The following is a 20,334-nucleotide window of genomic DNA, read 5'->3' as shown; positions in this document are numbered from 1 at the left end:
AAATATAAATATTACGATGGAAAATAATAATAGAAAAAAAGATATTGCTATTGTTGGAATTTCAGGTAGGTATCCTAAATCAGCTACTATTAATGAATTCTGGGAACATTTAAAAAATGGTGAGGAATTAGTCCATTTTTATAACGATGATGAATTAAGGGCAGTAGGTGTAAGCGAAGAAAATCTTGCAAATCCAAATATAATAAAAGCACAAGCCTTTCTGGAAGATCCTAATAGTTTTGATTATTCTTTTTTTGGATATACAAAACAAGAAGCCATGTCTATGGATCCTCAAATTCGCATGATGCACGAACAGGTTTGGCTTGGTCTGGAAGATGCCGGATATAACCCAAAAAAATATAAAGACAAAATTGGGCTTTACTTATCAGCGTCAGATAATATGAATTGGAGAGCCTATACCATGATTTCAAATAATGAAAATATAAATTCATTTTTTCTAAATCAAATTTCTAATGAAAATTTTATAAGTACACTCATCTCTTATAACCTAAACCTGAGAGGTCCCAGTTATTATGTAGATACCGCTTGTTCAAGTTCATTAGTAGCTGTTCATCAGGCTTGTCGTTCCTTATTGATGAGAGAATGTTCGATAGCAGTTGCAGGCGGTGTACGAATATATTCGAAACCATACAAAGGACATTTATATCAGGAAGGAATGACCAATTCGAAAGATGGTCATTGCAGAGCTTTTGACAAAGATTCATCAGGAATTGTATCCGGAGAAGGAGCGGGAGTAGTGGTTTTAAAAAGATTTGAAGATGCTATAAAAGATAATGATCAAATTTATGCAGTAATTCGATCTTCGGTTGTCAATAATGACGGAAACAGAAAAGTAGGTTATACAGCACCAAGCATAAACGGGCAATACGAGTGTATCAAACAAGCACATCAAATTGCAGATGTAACACCGGAGTCTATCACGTATATAGAAGCGCATGGTACAGGAACAAAATTAGGAGATCCTATAGAAGTAGAAGCACTTAATAAATCTTTTGGGTACAATACAAATCATCATTGTGCTATTGGTTCTGTAAAAACAAATATAGGACATCTTGATGTAGCTGCCGGGATTACAGGATTTATCAAGACTACATTAGCATTAAAAAATAAAATGCTTCCACCATCCCTGCATTTTAAAAACCCAAATCCGGAAATCAATTTTAAATCCGGTCCCTTTAAAGTGCAAACAGAATTGTCAAATTGGATTTCGGTTAATAACCAACCTTTAAGAGCAGGTGTAAGCAGTTTTGGAATTGGTGGAAATAATGCTCACGTGATCTTAGAAGAAGCTCCGATAAAAAACAAAGCGACAGAAGATAATACCTATAAACTATTGCGTTTTTCTGCACAATCTACAGGATCATTAAATGCTTATCAGGAAAAACTAGTTTCATTTCTTGAAAAAAACGAAAATGATAGTTTCCAGGACATGGCATATTCACTTCAAGTTGGAAGAAATCAATTTAAATACAATAGATTTTTAGTAAGCAATTCTAAACAAAAAGCGCTGGAAATTTTAAAGAATCCTTTAAGCACCGTTCTTTACTCAGGAAAATTGGATCAGAAACGAAAAATCGTCTTTATGTGCACTGGTTCGGGAGCGCAATATTTTAACATGGGAAGAGACCTTTATGAAAATCAGCCATATTTTAAACAACTTATGGATAAAGGATTCTCGATCATTAAAGAATTGACTGGGGTTGATGTTTCAAAAATCTTGTATAAAGAAAATACAGATAAGGAAAAAGGTTTTGACATCAATAAAAATGAGTTTACACAACCAATTGTATTTGTTTTTGAATATGCTTTAGCGAAATTAATGATGCATTGGGGTATTCATCCCGATAAATTGATCGGGCATAGTACAGGAGAATATGTTGCCGCATGTTTAAGTGACGTTTTTTCGTTTGAAACAGGAGTAAAGTTAGTTGCCAAACGTGCTTTATTAATGAATAAGTCCCGCAAAGGAAGCATGTTGAGCGTATCACTTTCTGAAGAAAAGATAAAAGCATATTTAAATGATAACGTCGCTTTAGCTGTAGTTAATTCTCCGGAGTCTTGCGTGTTATCAGGAACAGAAGAGGCGATAGATTCGCTTATGGAAATATTTGAAACAGAAGAGATTTTACACTCAAAATTAAAAATTTCATTAGGTGGACATTCTTTTTTAATGGATTCAGTTTTGGAAGAATTCAGACAAGAATTAGAAAATGTTGAATTCTCAGCACTAAAAATTCCTTTTGTATCTAACCTGACCGGACAATTAATAACTGCTGACGAAGCAAAATCATCACAATACTGGATAGATCATTTACGCCATACAGTACGATTTTCTGATGGTTTAACGACCCTATTAAAAGAACCCAACAGCATTTTTATAGAGGTAGGTCCCGGAAATACATTAACGACTTTGTTTCAGCAACAAAATCACGATCCGGCAGCTAATAATACAGCTATAAACCTGATCAGACATCCAAAACAGGAAATTAATGATCAGGAATATCTTCTGATAAAAATGGGAGAATTATGGATTAATGGTCTGGATATCGATTGGGAATCGTATTATGGAACGCAAAAAATGCATCGTGTTTCTATGCCGGGCTATGTATTTAATAAAACAAAACTTCCTGTAAAAGTAAATCCTTTTGACCTCCTGAATTTTTCAGGAGCAGAAAAGCACAGCAAAATCCCCCTTTTTGCTTTAGAGCACTTTGATGATAATGAAGCATTTCATGAAGATCTGGATAAAAACCTAGTATCCTTTGCTAATTATGTGGCGCCAACAAATGAAACGGAAGAAAAACTGGTTGAAATGTGGAAAACCTTTTTTAGTAAAGATGAGGTCGGAATTTTAGATGATTTTTTTGCTTTGGGAGGCAATTCCTTAAAAGGAGTTACAATGCTTAAGCTGATTGAGAAAATATTTGATACAGACATAAAAATTAAAGATTTCTATCAAAAGTCTACGATAAAGGAACTGGCTTCTGAGATTGATATGAGATTAAAATTTGTTGTAAATCTGGAAGAAGAAAGTAGTTATAAATCAGTAATGACGATCTAGAATGATCGTCTTCTTTTTCTTTATCTGCTGAAAACGACTAAAAATGACAACACAATTTATTAATTATAGACAAACTATTACATAAACAAAAAACGAAATACAATGATCAATTTATTAAATGAAATATACGAGAATAATATTACGATAACACTAGATGGTACAGATCTTAAACTTGGTTTTAAAGATGAGGTAATAGATGAGGCACTTATTACAAGAATAAAAGAAAATAAGCAGGAAATTGTTTCCTACCTTACTAAGTATACTTCTTCAAACAGGTATAATAATATACCTAAAGTTGAGACGCAAAAGAGTTATCAAGTGTCCTCAAGTCAACTTAGAATGTTATCCTCAATATTTATAGAATCAGATGAGAAAGGATTCAATTACGCAGTGCCTAATTCTATTCGTATAAAACAAGATATTAATGTTGCAAATTTTAAACGTGCTGTATATAGCACCATAGAGAGACATGAGTCACTGCGTACTGTATTTAAAATCAATGATGAAGGGCAAATAAGACAATATATTGTAGAAAAAGAAGATTTAGATTTTACAATAGATTTTTTTGACCTTAGGACTTTAGATAAAAGAGAAGAAGAGGTAAAGGCTATTACCAGAGATGATGTAGAAAAACCGTTTGATATGGGCAAAGGGCCATTAATTAGGGTAAGTTTATTTCAGTTAAAAGATAGTGAATTTATTTTTTACAGTAATATACATCACGTAATAAGCGATTCCTGGTCTCTCGATATATTATTCAAAGACATTTTTGCATTTTACTCTTCTTTTGAATCGGGTATTCCGGTCGAACTTCCAGAACTAAATATTCAATATAAAGATTATGCAGCCTGGCAAAATGAACAACTTTCTAAGGGACTTTTTAAAAGCGAGGAAACTTATTTTAAAGATACATTTTCAGGAGAATTACCGGTACTTAATTTCACAAATAATAAGAAGAGACCCGCTATCAGAACGTTTAATGGATTTGCACTTAAATCCTATCTTTCTAAAGAGACTACTGCGCTCTTTAAGAAGTTTTGTTCTGATAAAAAAGGAAGTGTTTTTATGGGATTATTAGCGGTTTGGAATGTACTTCTTTATAAGTATACCAACAGTACTGATATTATTATTGGTACCCCAATTGGTGGGCGTGATCACGCAGATTTAAAAGAGCAAATAGGATGTTATATCAACTCATTGCCATTACGAAATCAACTCAATCCTGAAGAAACATTCAATACATTTTTTGATACTGTTAAAGAAAATACATTATCTGCCTTAGATTGTCAGTTTTACCCTTTTGATCATTTATTAAAATTGATCAATTATAATAAGGACATGTCAAGATCTCCTTTGTTTGATGTTATGCTCTTATTGCAAAATGCATTATACGAATATAATGTAGATGAAACTCAAATACAAGATATAAAACTATTGGGAGAAACCTCAGCATTAGCAGATTTAGATATCAACTTTATGGAAGAAGGAGATCATTTATGCTGTCATTTAGTATACAATACAGACGTTTTTGAGTCCGAGTATGTCATATCCTTATTAACACATTTCAAACAATTACTGGAGAAAGTAATTTTGCAGCCTAATACTCCTATTCAGGAAATTGATTATTTGTCTGTAAAGGAGAAAGAAGAGTTAGTACTGGATTTTAATAATATAACATTCCCATATTCTCCAGAAGAAACATTGTTATCCTTGTTTGAAAAACAAGTAAAGCAAAATCCGGATAAAATTGGTCTTTTTGCTGGTAATAAAGAATTTACCTATGTAGCGTTAGATGAGGCTTCAAGTAATTTGGCTCGTTATATAAATAAACAATATCAAATTAAAAAAGGCAAACTTATAGGGATACAATTAGAACGTAATGAGTGGAATATTATATCCATACTTGCGATTTTAAAATTGGGATGCGCTTATGTTCCTATTGCTGCGGAAATGCCTAATCAGGTAAAGGAACATATTATTGCTGATACTCAGTTAGAGTTGCTGATTACCACAACATCATATATGTTTGATCTTGATTTTTATACCGGAGCACTAATGGCAGTAGATATTGTTTTTGATGCCATTGACTGTGATCCAATAACAATTGCTGTAACACCTGCTGATTTAGCTTATGTTATTTATACCTCAGGATCAACAGGGCTTCCTAAAGGAGTTATGATAGAACATAGTCAGATTGTAAATACAATCCTTACTCAAATTGATTACTTTAAATTAGATAAAAACAGCAGAGGCTTACAATTTGCTCCTTTTTCTTTTGATGTCTCTGTATGGGAGACCTTTTTGATTCTTTTGTCAGGAGGAACTCTCTACATGGCAAGTGAAGAACAACGAAAGGATGCAAATACACTGACCACTTTTATAAAAAACAACAAAATCAACATTGCTGCATTGACTCCTTCCTATATAGCTTTGGTAGATATGGAAGATTTAAAAACAGTAGAAATATTAATTACTGGCGGAGAAGTACCGGACTATGAAATTATAAAACCATACTTTAAATATGGTACTTATTATAATACATACGGACCAACTGAGGCTAGTGTCTGCTGTACTATTTTTAAGATGCCGGAAGACAATACGCTTGCGTATAGTAATATACCTATTGGAAAACCAATATCAAATGCCAAAATTTATATTCTGGATAAACATCACAATCTGGTTCCAAGAGGTGTCGTAGGAGAAATATGTATAGGTGGCACAGGAGTTGCCAGAGGATATCTGAACAGAGAAGAATTAACAAATCAAAAGTTTATTAAAAACCCATTTAAAGCAGATGGGAGATTATACAAAACAGGAGATTTAGGAAAATGGACTACGGAGGGTAATATTATTTATGAAGGACGTAATGATGAACAAGTAAAGATAAGAGGGCATCGTATAGAATTAAGCGCCATTGAACATCAATTATTGTCTAATGAAAAAATAGACGAAGCCGTAGTGACCGCACAAAATGATGAGCGGGGAAATAAAGAACTTGTTGCCTACATTGTAACAACAACTCCGGTCAGTATAGAAGAACTAAGATCTTTTTTATCAAAAATTATTCCAGATTATATGATCCCGACAAGCTTTGTCTTTTTAGATAAAATACCTTTAAACATTAATGGTAAAGTAGATAAAAAAGCACTCGTAAAAACAGTTGGTATAGAATTGTATAGTGAAGTAGAATATGTAGCACCAATTACAACCGAAGAAAAAATTCTTGTTGAGTTTTGCGAGCGGGTTCTGGATAAAAAGAACATCGGTATAAAAGACAATTTCTTTAGTTTGGGAGGAGAATCTATAAAAGCAATAATGTTAATTTCGAGATTAAAACAAAAAGGATTGGCACTAAAAGTAGATCATATTCTTAGAAATCCAATATTAGAAGATCTTGCTAAATTGATTACCGTAAATACGAGAAATATTGATCAGTCAGAAGTTACGGGTGAAATTCTACTGACACCCATTCAACATTATTTCTTTACTAATTCGGCTATAAAAGAAAAACAGCACTACAATCAGTCCGTCCTTCTAAAAGCAAAGGAAGGGATTAATTCTGTAAATCTAATTAAGGCACTGACACAGGTTATCAATCATCATGATGCCCTGCGTACTCAGTTTGAAAAAGAAGATGGAATCTGGAAACAGCGTAATCTTAGCAATGCTGCTTTTAATTTTGATATTGAATTATATGATTTAAGAGAAGAGGATGATGCGCTTTCTGCTATGAAAACGATAGGTGAAGAGATTCAGTCCAGTTTTAATTTGGAAAAAGGAAGACTTATAAAAGCTGTTGTTTTTAAATTAAAGGACGGTGACAGACTGGGTTTATTTGTGCATCATCTTATCGTTGACGGAGTATCATGGCGCATATTTTTACAGGATTTGTCTGAAACATACACGCACAATCAAAGAGGAGAACAATATCAGTTACCACTAAAAACAGATTCTTATCAATATTGGGCTAAAGGGCTGCATCAATATGCCTCCAGTTTAGAATTAGGAAAGGAGAAATTGTTTTGGGAACAAGTTTGTTCATCAGTTGTCGAGCCACTTCCAATAGATTTTAATAATAATGATAAGGTACATTATCACGATCAGAAAGTGACCCTTTTGCTGGATAAAGAATATACTAACAAATTGCAAACTCAGATTTCGAAACAGTATAACATTGAGATTAATGAGGCTTTGCTTACTGGTTTAGGTCTTGCATTAGAGGAAGTTCTCGAGGTAAAAAGATCTGTTCTTACAATGGAAGGTCATGGCAGAGAGGAAATCTTACCTGCGATGGATGTAAGTAGGACTATTGGCTGGTTTACTTCTACTTTTCCTTTTGTTTTAGAAGTATCATCATCAGATAATGTAGAGAACATTCTTAGAATTAAAAAAGATTTGAATAAAATCCCTCAAAAAGGAATTGGATATGGAATTCTTAATTTTTTAGATGAAAAATCAAACCTGGAAAAAGAGACCTGTATTGAGTTTAACTATTTAGGAGATTTCGGTAGTAAAGTAGGGTCAAATGAAACCTCTCCTTTTGATTTTTCAACAGAATCTATCGGTTCTTCTTTTAGTAAGGAAAATGGCAGTGAAGCCAAAATAAGTATAAATGGAATGATTTCATCAGAACAATTAATGATGACCATTTCATATTCTTCTAAGGTTTTTAAGGAAGAAACAATTAGAGATCTTGTAAAAGCCTACCAAAGAAAACTGGAGCAAACGATTGATGACCTCATCAAATCAGAAAAAGAACTGAAAAAAACAACGATAGCTGAGGCACAAAATAGTACTCAAAAACAATTGCAGGTACAAAATGATTGGCTAGACATATCAGAGAATCAGAAAAGGATTCTGCAATTTCCACAATCACATGGAAGGTTTGGACCAATTGTTATTTCAGATTTTTCCAAAGACACATTTGAGGGTAAGTTCAGAGAATTTTTAGGACTTTTTCCTTTTCTAAATGTGAAATTCAAAAAAGATACTGATACTGTTATTTTCCAGAAATATCTATCCAATCAAGAGGTGAATTTAGAGATAAGGATTGTTGAGAACTACAATGAAACCAAAAGAGAGAAAATAGCGGAAGAACTAAATGACTTTTTTACAAGTCCGTATGACCTATTTGAAAATAATAATATGATCAGGTTATTTTTAATAGCCGATACTACAGATAAAGCTTATCTTTTTGTAGGCATCCACCATTCTGTCACAGATATGTACACAAATTTGATTGTACAGCAAAACCTGCTAAATTTTTATAACAATAAACCGATAGAAAATAATTACAAATCGAACTATGAATTTATAGCATGGCAGAAACAATTTCTAAAATCAGAAATTGCTACGGAACAACGTGAATACTGGAAGGAGTATTTGAAGGGTTTTAGTATTACAAAGCAAAATCCGGTTGAGTACAATTTTATTGAATGTGTGACACAAAAGATTGCTATTAAAGGAGAAGATTTCAAAAAACTGAAACAAAAAGCAGATAAATTAAACCTGCCAATGACAGGGATATTTATTGCCGCGCATCAGAAGTTGTTAAAGGAAGTAAAGAAAAATAATAAGTATTTACAATTAACAATTGTCAATGGGCGGGAAGAAATTTCTAAAGAAATTGAAATTAATAAGATTCTGGGAGTACTTAATAATTTTTTGCCCTTGGGAGTTTTAGATACTTCAGCGTATCAATCTCATAAAGATTTTGTTCTCGCTGCATATACTGATTATATTCAGTCCCGTCTTTATCAGACCATTCCTTACGAGATAATTAGAAAAGATTATAAAGAAATGACAGCAATTGATATAGAAGGAGCAATAGGAGGGACATTTAATTATCAGGTTCCGACCCATAATAAGACAATAGAAGATTCCATTTCTGGAAAAGTAATCGTCACGTCTTATAGTAAGAATAGTTTCAATACAGGTTTAGACCTTACATGTTTAGTTTATGAAAATGGAATTCTATTAGATTTGACTTATCCTGTAAGCTATCAGGAAACTCCACAGAAACCGTTTGATTTGGATTTTTTCATTAAATTTTGTTTGTACCCTCTCTTAGATTAAGTCATTTGACAACAGCTCAATTTAATTAATAAGATTATCCTTTATACTAAGAGAGATTTAGAGGACCTATGTTTTTCAATAAAATATTTGCGCTCTTCAAGTCTAGGGGATATTTTATCCAAATTCACAATAAAATCATCAAAACTTAAATAAACAATTAATTAGTAAAATAACAATATCATGGAAATACAAAATAATGATTTAGTATACATTAAAAGAAATTTAGCTATAGAACCTTTAGTAGACAACTGGTATGCATGGCCTCACTTGATATCTCCTGCTACAGCTGCAATGAATATTAAAGATCGACATTTGAAAATTATGTCGTCTTATGTTCAAAATCCTATGATTCATGCTGCAGCTGTAAAAACACCTAAAATGTTAGGAGGACCTTTTATCGATTATGATGGTAAAAGAGTAGATGAAATTCAAGGACTTATTGATAATACTAAAGAGCAATGTGCTGATCTTTTAAAGTTACGAGAAGATGTATTTGCCCTTAACGATATGCTTAAAAAAGAAGCCAAAGGATATGCACTTATAGAATTATACAACAAAATACCGGAGAGCTTACAAGGTCTTGTAGAATTAGTATATGATATTAACAACAATCCTTCGTTTCGCTTTTTTGAGTCGTTATTATATGAGACAGAGTTTTACAAAGAGTCGCTTCAAAGTTTCAATTTATTTTTAGTACACGATGATGATTCAAGGTCATTTGTGCTAAGTACACCAAAATTGCCGGGAGAGGATATTCTACGAGTAAACTTACCCTTGAAAAGTGAAAAGATTGATCAGTTATTTGAAATGGAAGATCATCCCAAAACATTTAAAGAAATCGCAGAAATATTTGAAATTGAGCCCGAAGATATTCCACTATTTAAATCTTTTTTTACAACAGAAAAATCTAAAAAATATAAGCGATATACCGGAGATGGAGTGCTAACAAGATATTTTGGACATGCCTGTATCCTTACTGAAACCAAAAACACAACAATACTTGCAGATCCTTTAGTAAGTTATGGTTATGAGTCTGATATATCTCGATATTCATACGATGACTTACCGGAATCTATTGATTATGTATTAGTAACACATAATCATCAGGATCACATTCTTTTTGAGACCTTGTTAAGATTAAGACGTAAGATCAAAAACATTATTGTTCCTAAAAGCAATGGAGGTTTCCTTCAGGATCCCAACCTGAAACTAATGTTTGAGAGAATAGGATTTAAAAATATTATCGAACTGGGAGAGATGGAGACTCTTCATTTTGATGATTGTTCAATTACCGGACTACCATTTGTTGGCGAGCATTGTGATCTGGATGTAAGAAGTAAATTATGTCATCACGTAGCATATCAGGATGGATTAAAAGTGCTGTTTGCCGCAGATTCTTGTAATGTGTCACCAAAATTATACGAGCGTATTCATAAGGTAATGGGAGACATCAATATCATTTTCTTAGGAATGGAATGTGAAGGAGCACCGTTATCCTGGTTATATGGGCCATTAATGCCAGAAACTTTAGCCAGAGATAAAGATGAATCCAGAAGATTAGCAGGATGTAATTTTGAACAGGCTAAAGCACTTGTAGATGTTTTTAAGCCTAGCGAAGTATTTGTATACGCTATGGGTATGGAGCCTTGGCTTAAATATATAAGTTCTATAAAATATACAGACGAGTCTATTCCTATTGTCGAGTCAAATAAATTATTAGACTATTGTTTAGCAAATGATATATCGCCGGAAAGACTTTTTGGAGAAAAAATTATCGAATATAAAAATGAACTTGTCATTGGATAAGGGGAAATAATTCAGGCATTATTATAAAAGTTTAATGTCAAAAAAAAGTTAATAATTAATCAAGATATCATGTTAAAATATATATCCCTATATGCATTAGTATTACTATGTATGTCATCCCTATCCGCCCAGTCCCTGACTCAAATATCCGGAACACTTTCTGCTGAGGATCCAAACGAAAAATTAGGATATGCTTCTGTAGTCCTAAAGCAGGAGTCATTGGTTGTAGAAACTGTCATCACCAATGATAAGGGAGACTTTAACATTGAAGGTATTAAAGCAGGCAAGTATACAGTTGAATTTCAATTTATAGGATTTCAATCCTCTATTATCCCATTAATAGTAGAGGGTACCAAACCTAAAATTAATCTTGGAATCGTTCACTTAAAATCCGATGTAACCTCTCTTAACGAAGTTGTTGTGACTTCAGAAACATCTCAGGTATCCTTAAAACTAGATAAAAAAGTTTTTGATGTAGGAAAGGATTTAATTGCAAAAGGAGGATCTGCAACGCAAGTACTGGATAATGTTCCGTCTGTGAGAGTTGATCCTAGTGGTGCAGTAAGTCTAAGAGGCAATGGTAATGTTCTTATTCTTATTAATGGAAGAAAATCAGGACTAACATCCATCCAGGGATTAGAACAAATTCCTGCTGAATCGATAAAATCAGTAGAAGTGATTACAAACCCTTCTTCACGTTATGATGCTGCAGGATCCGCCGGAATTATAAATATCATTCTTAAAAAGAACACAAAAGAAGATCTGAACGGTAGTATGACACTCGTGGGTGGAGTTCCTTTTGATAGTAGGGTACTAGGAAGCATTAACTATAAAAAAGGAAAATTTAATTTGTTTTCTAATTTTGGGATTCGTTATACTGATTATGTAGGACTTAATACAAGAGATCAGGTAACTACATCAAATGGAAATGATCTTTTTTTAGATCAGAGAGAAGATCAGAAAAGACATGACGATGGACGACTAGTATATGTAGGATTGGATTATTTTATAAACGATAATAACTCAATTACAACAGCATTTTACAGAAACGGTACAAAAGATCTAGATAAGAATACTTTAAATTATAAATTTTCCGGAGAAGGTATTCAGAATTCACATATTCAAACCATAGGCGACTCAGAAGAGAACAGAAGTTATAATCAATTAGAGTTTAATTATACCAAAACGTTTAAAAAACCGGAAAGAAAATTTACAGTGGATTTTCAATATGATTTTTGGGATAGTACAAAAGATTTTAATATCCAGAGAAGAACAATTGTTCCTGATACACCAGATTTGTCTATAATAAATACAAGATCACACAGATCAAGTGATGATATTGCATTACAATCGGATTATGTTACTCCATTAAGTAAAACAGCCAATTTTGAAGCAGGAGTTAAAGCAGAACATAGGGTAGTTTCTACAGACATTGCTGCAAATGAAGAAAATCAAGGAGTAGTACAACCAATAGAGGGTTTCAACAATGGGCTGGATTATAAAGAAGAAATTCTGGCAGCCTACGCTCAATACGGAAATAAGATAAAGAAATTCAGTTATTTGCTGGGGTTAAGAACAGAATACACCAATATTGAGATTAAAAATCAAAATACAGGAAATGTTTTAAGAGACAGCACTTATACAAGATTATTTCCAACGGTTAATTTAAGTTATCTTTTAACAGAAAAAACTACTGCTCAGTTAAATTATAGTCAGCGAATCAACAGGCCTAACTTAGACCAGCTAAATCCTTTTCCGGAACTTCAGGATTTTAACTCCCGTATTTTTGGAAATATTAACCTGTTACCTTCTCTTACAGATGGTGTCGAATTTAGTGTTTTAAGTAAATTGAAAGGAATCGTAATTAATCCCTCGATATATTACTCAAAAACGAGAAATAATTTCCAATATTTTACGACTCAAAATGATGCTGGTATTTTTGAAACCATTTTAGTAAATCTTGATAACGAAAAACGATTTGGTGTAGAAGTCTCGGCTCAGTATGCTCCGGTAAAGTGGTTATCGCTTAGTGCAGAGCTTAATGCTTATAGCTTTAGTCAGGAAGGAAGCGTAGGAACAACTAATCTGGATTACTCGAATGAGACCTGGACCGGAACATTATTAACTCAGATTAAGTTTCCTCAAAGTTTTACGTTTCAGAGTAAATTCGAATATCAGGCACCATTGAGTGATGCTCAGACAAAAACCAAATCATATTATTATTTGAGTATGGCTTTAGGAAAATCATTATTTAAAAATAACGGAGCAATAACGTTGAGTGTAAATAATGTATTTAATACCCGAAAAATAAGGGAGACAACTGTTGGTAATGATTTTGTAGTAAACCAGATGACCAACTTTAATGCAGCGCGATGGAACCTTAATTTTAACTATAAATTCAATAAAGGAAAAAATAGAAAGGAACATCAAAGTAATAGACAATAACACATTTATATGCTATATCAAAAAACAACAAGCTATGTATTCAAATCAAAAAACACAGATATTTTTATTGCATTTTGCAGGAGGAAGTTGTTACTCTTTTGATTTTCTAAAAAATTATATTCAGAATAGTTTTGAATATCATGCCTTAGAACTTCCAGGAAGAGGAAAAAGAAATCTCGAAAGACATCTTTTTAAAAAGACAGATGCTGTTCTTGACTATGTTTCTCAAATTAAAAAATTAAGAATTAATAACCGACCCTATATTATCTTTGGTCATAGTATGGGAGCCACGTTGGGATTATCGGTGGCAAAAAAAATGGAAGAACATTCAGATCCGCCAAGCCTCTTAATTGTTTCCGGTAATCCAGGGCCGGGTGCCTCCTATAATGACAAAGTAAGACATACCTTAAGTGATTTTGAGTTTAAAAAAGAATTGAGGTCTTTAGGCGGCGTTCCCGAAGAAGTTCTTGAAGATGAAGACCTTTATAATTATTTCAGTCCCATTATGAGAGCTGATTTTGAAATCTTAGAAAAAAACAAACTTTCAGAAGTAGGCCTTGTAATAAATACTCCAATTTTTGCCTTAATGGGAGATCAGGAAGAAACTGTTAGAGAGATTGAAAACTGGCAACTTTATACCAACGGAAAATTTGATCATCAGATACTGCCCGGAAATCATTTTTTTATTTATAGTCAGGTAAAAACATTGGCGAAAATTATTAATGAATACGCTGTTTGTTCATTAGTCAACATCTAACATAAGATACGTACGATAAAACAGGTTTGTAATTCTATTCTTTTTTAGAACACGAATTTGTCTTGTTATGCTTTCGCAAAAGTGCGATGATCCCACCGAAAATTAAATCAAATAAATAGAAACCTGCGTTGTGGGGCGGGGATCTATTTCTAATTTTTTAAACAATAGACATGGAAAATAATATCTCAGAAGCTAGCGATTCTAAACTGATACCTTTAAGACCCTTAATAGGATATTCCCTGCTGGCTATAATTTCAGGATTGTCAGGGTTTGCATTTATAACAATTATTAATAAGATTATAAGCAATTCTATTACTGCTACCGAAACAGTATCAATGCAAAAATATCTGTACCTGTTCATAGGTACTATTATTGTCTTTTTTGTTTCACGCAGATGGCTGGCAGAAGGGATCATTCGATTGTCTCAAAAAATATACTGGGACATTAGAAAAGACGTAATAAAACTTATTCTTAAGGCACCTTACAGAAAGCTTCAGGAATATAAAGAGGAAGTATATGCAACATTAACTTCAGATGTAAATCATATTGCAAATGCTTCCTTAATGATCATTACCTTTTTCTCATCCATTATTTTAATAGTGGCTTGTTTGGTCTATATGGCTTTTTTATCCTTAAAGTTATTTGGGATAAGTCTTTCTGTCATAACATTAGGAGTGCTCATATATGCAGTCAGGTCAAAGACCAGTAATAGACAAATAAAAGAAGTAAGAGAGTTAGAAAAAACATTTATAGGAATTTTCAATAGTATTCTCAGCGGAGCAAAAGAAATTAATATCAACGCCGATAAAGGAACTCAGATATATGATCAGAAAGTAATGAAAATTGCTGAGACCGGAGAATCGAAATATGTAACGTCACTTTTAAAATATCTCAACAGTGAAATTATAAGCCAGTTATTATTCTATGGTCTGATTACATTTATTTTAGTGTTTTCGGGATCAGTGTTTCAAACTCCAACATCCATTAAAGTAAGTTTTATTTTTGTTTTACTCTATGTAATGGGGCCTATTGTAAGTGTAATGACGATCATTCCGGTGATGACCAGAGCTTTAGTATCACTTAAAAAAATGGAAAAACTTAAAAAGGAGCTTACTGAACTTGAAAAACTTAAAGAGGTTGATAATAAAGAGCAATACAGAAATTTTTCAGATTTAAAAATACGCAACTATGCATTTTCTTTTGGCGAAAATCAATTCTCAGTCGGACCAATTAATTTTGACATTAAGAGAAATGAGATTGTTTTTGTATATGGAGGTAATGGAGAAGGTAAAACAACATTTATTAACACCGTTTTAAATCTCTATGATCTTGATAACGGAGAAGCCTACATAGATGGAGAATTAGTTCCTCTAAAAGAATTAGAGAATATAAAAAACCTTTTTGCTCCTGTTTTTAGTGATTTTTATTTGTTTGATGAGTTCTACGGAATAACAAACGTTGATTATGACAAAATAAATAAATACTTGAAATTGTTTGAGTTAGATGGTAAAGTGCATATAAAAGACGGTTATTTTTCGACAACTCACTTGTCTACAGGACAGCGCAAACGAATCGCCTTAATCAATACGCTATTAGAAGATAGACCTATTATTGTACTTGATGAATGGGCGGCAGATCAGGACCCGCATTTTAGACATAAATTTTATACAGAAATTATTGCCACACTGGTGCGGGATGAAGATAAAACAATCATTGCAATCACCCATGATGACAGATATTACCACACAGCAGATACTTTACTCAAAATGGAGTACGGCAAATTAGAAAAAGCTAACATCTCAGAACTTACCACAATCTTTTAGAAAGCAGTTTATAACAACATAATGGTTTCTTTTATTGGCATTACACAATTTTCTTTTTACTCCCGGGTAAAAGGAGAGGACTTTATGTGCTTTGTAGAAGAGTGACTACTTAAGGTACTCAATCCCTTATCACTGCAAATTTTAATTATTTAAAAATACAACCTCAATAAAATGAAAAGAAATAAAACAATTAAAATAGTACTTTTTGTTCTATTATCCATAGCCTGGATATTTATTACTACTTTTAAAATAGGACCATTTGGCTCTCTGGGTAAATTAACAACTTACAAAACAGGCTTGCTATCTGTACCATTACAAAGTGATGGAACAAAAGAGATCCATAATAATCGAAGATTAGAAATATATGTAGATGATATTGGAATTCCTCATATTTATAGTGCTACAAAAAATGCTGCAGCCTACGGATTAGGATATATGCACGCGAAAGACAGATATTTTCAAATGGAGATGATATCAAGAATTGTACAGGGAAAATTATCAGAGTTTTTGTGGGCTGGAACCCTAAAGTCTGATAAGTTCTGGAAACCTTATGAGTTTGAGCAAAAATCAGTAGAGCTTTTGAAAACATGTAAGAAGGAAAATCCGGATTTTTATGCCTATTTACAAGCCTATTCAGACGGAGTAAATGCCTACTTAGAAAATAATGAAAACACAGATCCTTTATATAAAGCTTTGGGAACCAAACCAAGAAAATGGAAAACAGAGTATTCTTTTCTATTTACCTGGTATATGAGTTATACACTGACCTATTTTGATCATCATGTAGAGCAGCAGGAAATTTTTCAAAAACTAACACAACAGACCAGGGATTATTTTTATCCCTTACATCCAGCCGGGATAAATACGATCTTACCCTTCAATTTAGTACCCGCAACTTTAAATGTACCCAATTTAGAAGTACATAAAACGGCCATAACCTCTTTAGAAACTCCGGACAAAGAGCAATCGTTATTTGATTTAGGAGCTAAATTAATGAAAAGTAATAAATTCTATCAGGGTATAGGAAGTAACAACTGGGTTGTAAATAATACAAAAACACAAAGCCGAAAAAATATTTTAGCAAATGATCCTCATTTGTATTTGACACTTCCGGAAGCTTTTTATGAAGCCCATATTGTAACAGATGCGTTTAAAGTATATGGCTTTACAATACCAGGTGTTCCTGTAATTGTAAGTGGTCATAATGATAAAATTTCCTGGGGAATTACAAATGGAGAATGGGATCTGGTCGATAGATATAAACTTCAGGTTAAAAATGATAGTTTATACCTATATGAAGGAAAATGGATCCCTTTTACAGTTAAAAATTATACCATCAAAATAAAAGGAAAATCCGATTATATAGAAAAATACAAGAGCACCGTACAAGGTAAAGTCATAAAGGAAGAAAATGGCGAATATTATGCACAACATTGGTATGCAGCAGCTAAAAGTAACTCAGTAAAAGCAATGTATGAGGTGATGCAAAGTAAAAATTGGGATGGATTTTCAACAGCCCTGAAAGGTTATAGTTATCCTCCGCAAAACTTTGCATACAGTGATGTAGATGATAATATTGGAATTGTATGTGCAGGCGAATTGCCTAAAAGAAGTGCTGACTATGTTGGTCAGTTGCTAGACGGTACAAAAAAGTATGTTCCAACGAAGCCTTTAGCTGCTTTTTGGTCTGCTTTTAATCCGGATAGAGGATTCTTGTTTTCGGCAAACCAACAGCCTATTCAAAATAAAGTTTACTTCGGGGCGCACGGTTTAAAAGATGATTACAGAGCAAGACGCATTTATTCTTTACTAGACGAAAAGAAAAACTGGACAGTTGAAGATATTAAAAAAATGCAAAGTGATGTTGTTGATATTTCACTAAAAGATTTTAAAACACTAATGAATAATTATACAGTAAAAGAGAAGTATAATGACATTGTTAACGAATTAAAGAATTGGGATGGAAATATGAGTAGTCAGGGAAATCAAGGATTGGTTTATGAAGCATTAAGGAATGTTTCAATAAAAGAAGCAAAGCAATTTGCAAAAAACAAACTGCAGGTGAAACAAGAACCGTCGCTACAGTACTTTATAAAGTATTTAAATGATAAGAAATTTAACATTTCAGACACTGACAACAAACAAAAAATAGTAGATGCCATTTTTGACAAAACACTGGATACATTAACAAAAAGTTATGGAAATCAATGGAAAAATGAGCAATATAAAACCATCTCTAAATTTGATATAAATAATATACTGTTTATACCCGGATTAGGAGAAAAGGTCAATAATGTGGGCGGAAACATAAATACAATTAATATCAATACGCAAACATTTCATCCGGTTTTTCGTGCTGTATATGAAGTAAAGGATGGCAATATACAAGCGCATACAATTCTGGCAGGAGGTCAAAGTGGTATAATAAACTCAAAACATTACAAAGATCAGATTGAACCCTGGAGAAAAGGCAAATACAAAAAAGTGCAATTTGTAACAGATCCGAATAAACTAGAAAAAATTAAAAACGTTATAAAATTTAAATAATGAAAAATATACTTAATTACCTGCCATATATAGTTGTATTAATTGCTCAGTTTTTAATAAATAACTATACTATTATATTGATATTTACAATTTTAGCAGGCTTCATTGCTGCTTTTAAAATTGAACACAAAAATGTTTTTTGGAAATGTTTTATAATGGGAATAATAGTATTTACCACTGTATTCCTTATATACGAATCACGTGTGGATTATCTAAAAGGGCTTTTCGTTAACATGGGCTTGTCCAGTGGTTTTATATACGTATTTTTCCCGCTGTTTAATGCTTTAAATACAGCCATTCTCTTCTTTTTTGGTTATAAAATCGGGGCACTTATGTATGGTAGAAAGAGTCTTGTTAGAAATTAACTGATATTTAGTTTTTGGAAAAATTGGTATTCCCTGAAAAAAGAATAGTCATCTAAAAAGTTCAGGTATAAAATAAAAATAGACTGCAAAATGATAGTGTGGTTCTCGTTACTTAAAACGAGAATCACAACATCAGACAGCTGTTTTATTTATTCTAACAATTAATCCTATAAGGGCACGAGTTTTCAGGTCCGACAGCTTTACTTAGGGAGGTGAAGTGACCTCTTACTTTTTTTTAAATATCGATAACATAAATATTAAAAATATGAAAGATAATAAGCCAAAATGTAACTGTGCTAAAAGTGGAGTAATGTGTGCACTTAAATTAAGTTTAATGAAAAAAGGCGAAACTTTATCTGATGCTACCACAAAAAATAAGGCAATTTGCCCTTTGAAAGCGGCATTATTTAATAGCGTTTCTTAAAAATAGAGACCCTCTAAAAGTGTAAATAAATCATTCCTGACCTCTTTAAGAGGTTTATAAAAAACGAAATTTATTTATATAAGATCCGTAGATATTCCATAAGAATATAAAACAGTAAAAAATTGTTGTTATTGTTATCAATGATTAATAGTGGCATCATAAATAATACTGAGAGCACTATTCAGCACTAATTAATGTAGTGTTGAAATCAAAAAAATAAATATAGGTAAAGTTTAATGAAAAATATATAGTGAAAAACGTCATTGTAATTTTTTTATACACATTAATAGGATTATGCAAAATTCGATACAGTACTTAGCCTTTAATGATTTTAAATCTATTCCGATAATCGATTTAAAAGAAGATGAATATTACTTATTTCAATATTCCGGTGATGGTAATCCAGATCAGGATATATTGAAATATTATCTGGAATTTCTGCCTCCAAAAATGAAGCAGGAAGTGCTTAAATACAGGAAGTTGGATGACAAATATAATTGTTTGTTTGGGAAATTAATGATATGTATGGGATCCTACATGTTGGGATACAATTCATTTGACTTTGAGAAAATTATTAAGGATAATTATGGGAAGCCATATATGTCAGAAAGTAACTTTAATTTTAATATTTCCCACAGTGGTAATACTGTTGTATGTGTTTTTAGCAAACAAGAAATAGGTATAGACATCGAAGAGATTAATGAAATAGATTATTCTCTGTTTGATAATGTTTTTTCTTCCCGAGAACTTGCCGAGATTAATAATGAAGGGCTGGATAAGTTTTATGAATTGTGGACTAAGAAAGAATCCGTTATCAAAGCGATAGGAAAAGGAATGTCAATACCACTTACAGAAATCGAAATAGATAGAGGTTATACAACTTATGAAGATGATATCTGGTACATAAAAAGTTTTAAAATTGATAATAAATATTGTTCCATTACCACAAAGTGTGATGTTATAAAAGCCCGGGAAAAGCATATTCTATTTTAGAAGTTGCAAAAAAGATT

Annotated in this window: 10 protein-coding genes; all 10 read left to right on the top strand. The window is 32.4% G+C overall.

Features of this window, described 5'->3' with window-relative positions; genetic code table 11:
- The first annotated feature begins 16 nt into the window (after nt 1-16).
- The 10 genes from ACQY44_RS19590 (at nt 17) to ACQY44_RS19545 (ending at nt 20,317) form a co-directional block, all read left to right on the top strand.
- Nucleotides 17-3,082 carry a beta-ketoacyl synthase N-terminal-like domain-containing protein gene (locus ACQY44_RS19590; RefSeq protein ID WP_428231981.1) on the top strand — a complete coding sequence of 1,022 codons (3,066 nt, stop codon included), beginning with the start codon at nt 17-19 and terminating at the stop codon, nt 3,080-3,082.
- Between the two features lie 102 nt (nt 3,083-3,184).
- Nucleotides 3,185-9,157: an amino acid adenylation domain-containing protein gene (locus ACQY44_RS19585; protein ID WP_428231980.1), complete on the top strand. Its 5,973-nt coding sequence runs from the start codon at nt 3,185-3,187 to the stop codon at nt 9,155-9,157.
- A 180-nt stretch (nt 9,158-9,337) separates the two neighbouring features.
- Entirely contained in the window at nt 9,338-10,963 is a 1,626-nt protein-coding gene (locus tag ACQY44_RS19580) for an MBL fold metallo-hydrolase (RefSeq protein ID WP_428231979.1), read from the top strand.
- 111 nt (nt 10,964-11,074) lie between these two features.
- Nucleotides 11,075-13,408: a TonB-dependent receptor domain-containing protein gene (locus ACQY44_RS19575; RefSeq protein ID WP_428231978.1), complete on the top strand. Its 2,334-nt coding sequence runs from the start codon at nt 11,075-11,077 to the stop codon at nt 13,406-13,408.
- Between the two features lie 34 nt (nt 13,409-13,442).
- Complete coding sequence (locus ACQY44_RS19570; protein WP_428231977.1) at nt 13,443-14,165, top strand: thioesterase II family protein; 723 nt, start codon at nt 13,443-13,445, stop codon at nt 14,163-14,165.
- A gap of 170 nt (nt 14,166-14,335) precedes the next feature.
- Nucleotides 14,336-15,988 (top strand): cyclic peptide export ABC transporter, encoded by a 1,653-nt coding sequence (locus ACQY44_RS19565; protein ID WP_428231976.1) that lies wholly within the window; start codon nt 14,336-14,338, stop codon nt 15,986-15,988.
- Nucleotides 15,989-16,159: 171 nt separating this feature from the next.
- Nucleotides 16,160-18,535 carry a penicillin acylase family protein gene (locus ACQY44_RS19560; RefSeq protein WP_428231975.1) on the top strand — a complete coding sequence of 792 codons (2,376 nt, stop codon included), beginning with the start codon at nt 16,160-16,162 and terminating at the stop codon, nt 18,533-18,535.
- Nucleotides 18,535-18,900 (top strand): hypothetical protein, encoded by a 366-nt coding sequence (locus ACQY44_RS19555; RefSeq protein WP_428231974.1) that lies wholly within the window; start codon nt 18,535-18,537, stop codon nt 18,898-18,900. Before ACQY44_RS19560 ends, ACQY44_RS19555 begins: the two co-directional genes overlap by 1 nt.
- Nucleotides 18,901-19,165: 265 nt before the next feature.
- Nucleotides 19,166-19,324, top strand: a complete 159-nt coding sequence (locus ACQY44_RS19550) for a hypothetical protein (protein WP_428231973.1) — start codon at nt 19,166-19,168, stop codon at nt 19,322-19,324.
- Between the two features lie 294 nt (nt 19,325-19,618).
- On the top strand, nt 19,619-20,317 hold the full coding sequence (locus ACQY44_RS19545) for a 4'-phosphopantetheinyl transferase family protein (RefSeq protein WP_428231972.1): 699 nt from the start codon (nt 19,619-19,621) through the stop codon (nt 20,315-20,317).
- Nucleotides 20,318-20,334: the final 17 nt, after the last annotated feature.

This window comes from Flavobacterium sp., from assembly GCF_965277525.1.
GTDB lineage: Bacteria > Bacteroidota > Bacteroidia > Flavobacteriales > Flavobacteriaceae > Flavobacterium.
Note: the sequence above shows the minus strand (reverse complement) of the source record. Positions and strands in the feature narration are given on the sequence as shown.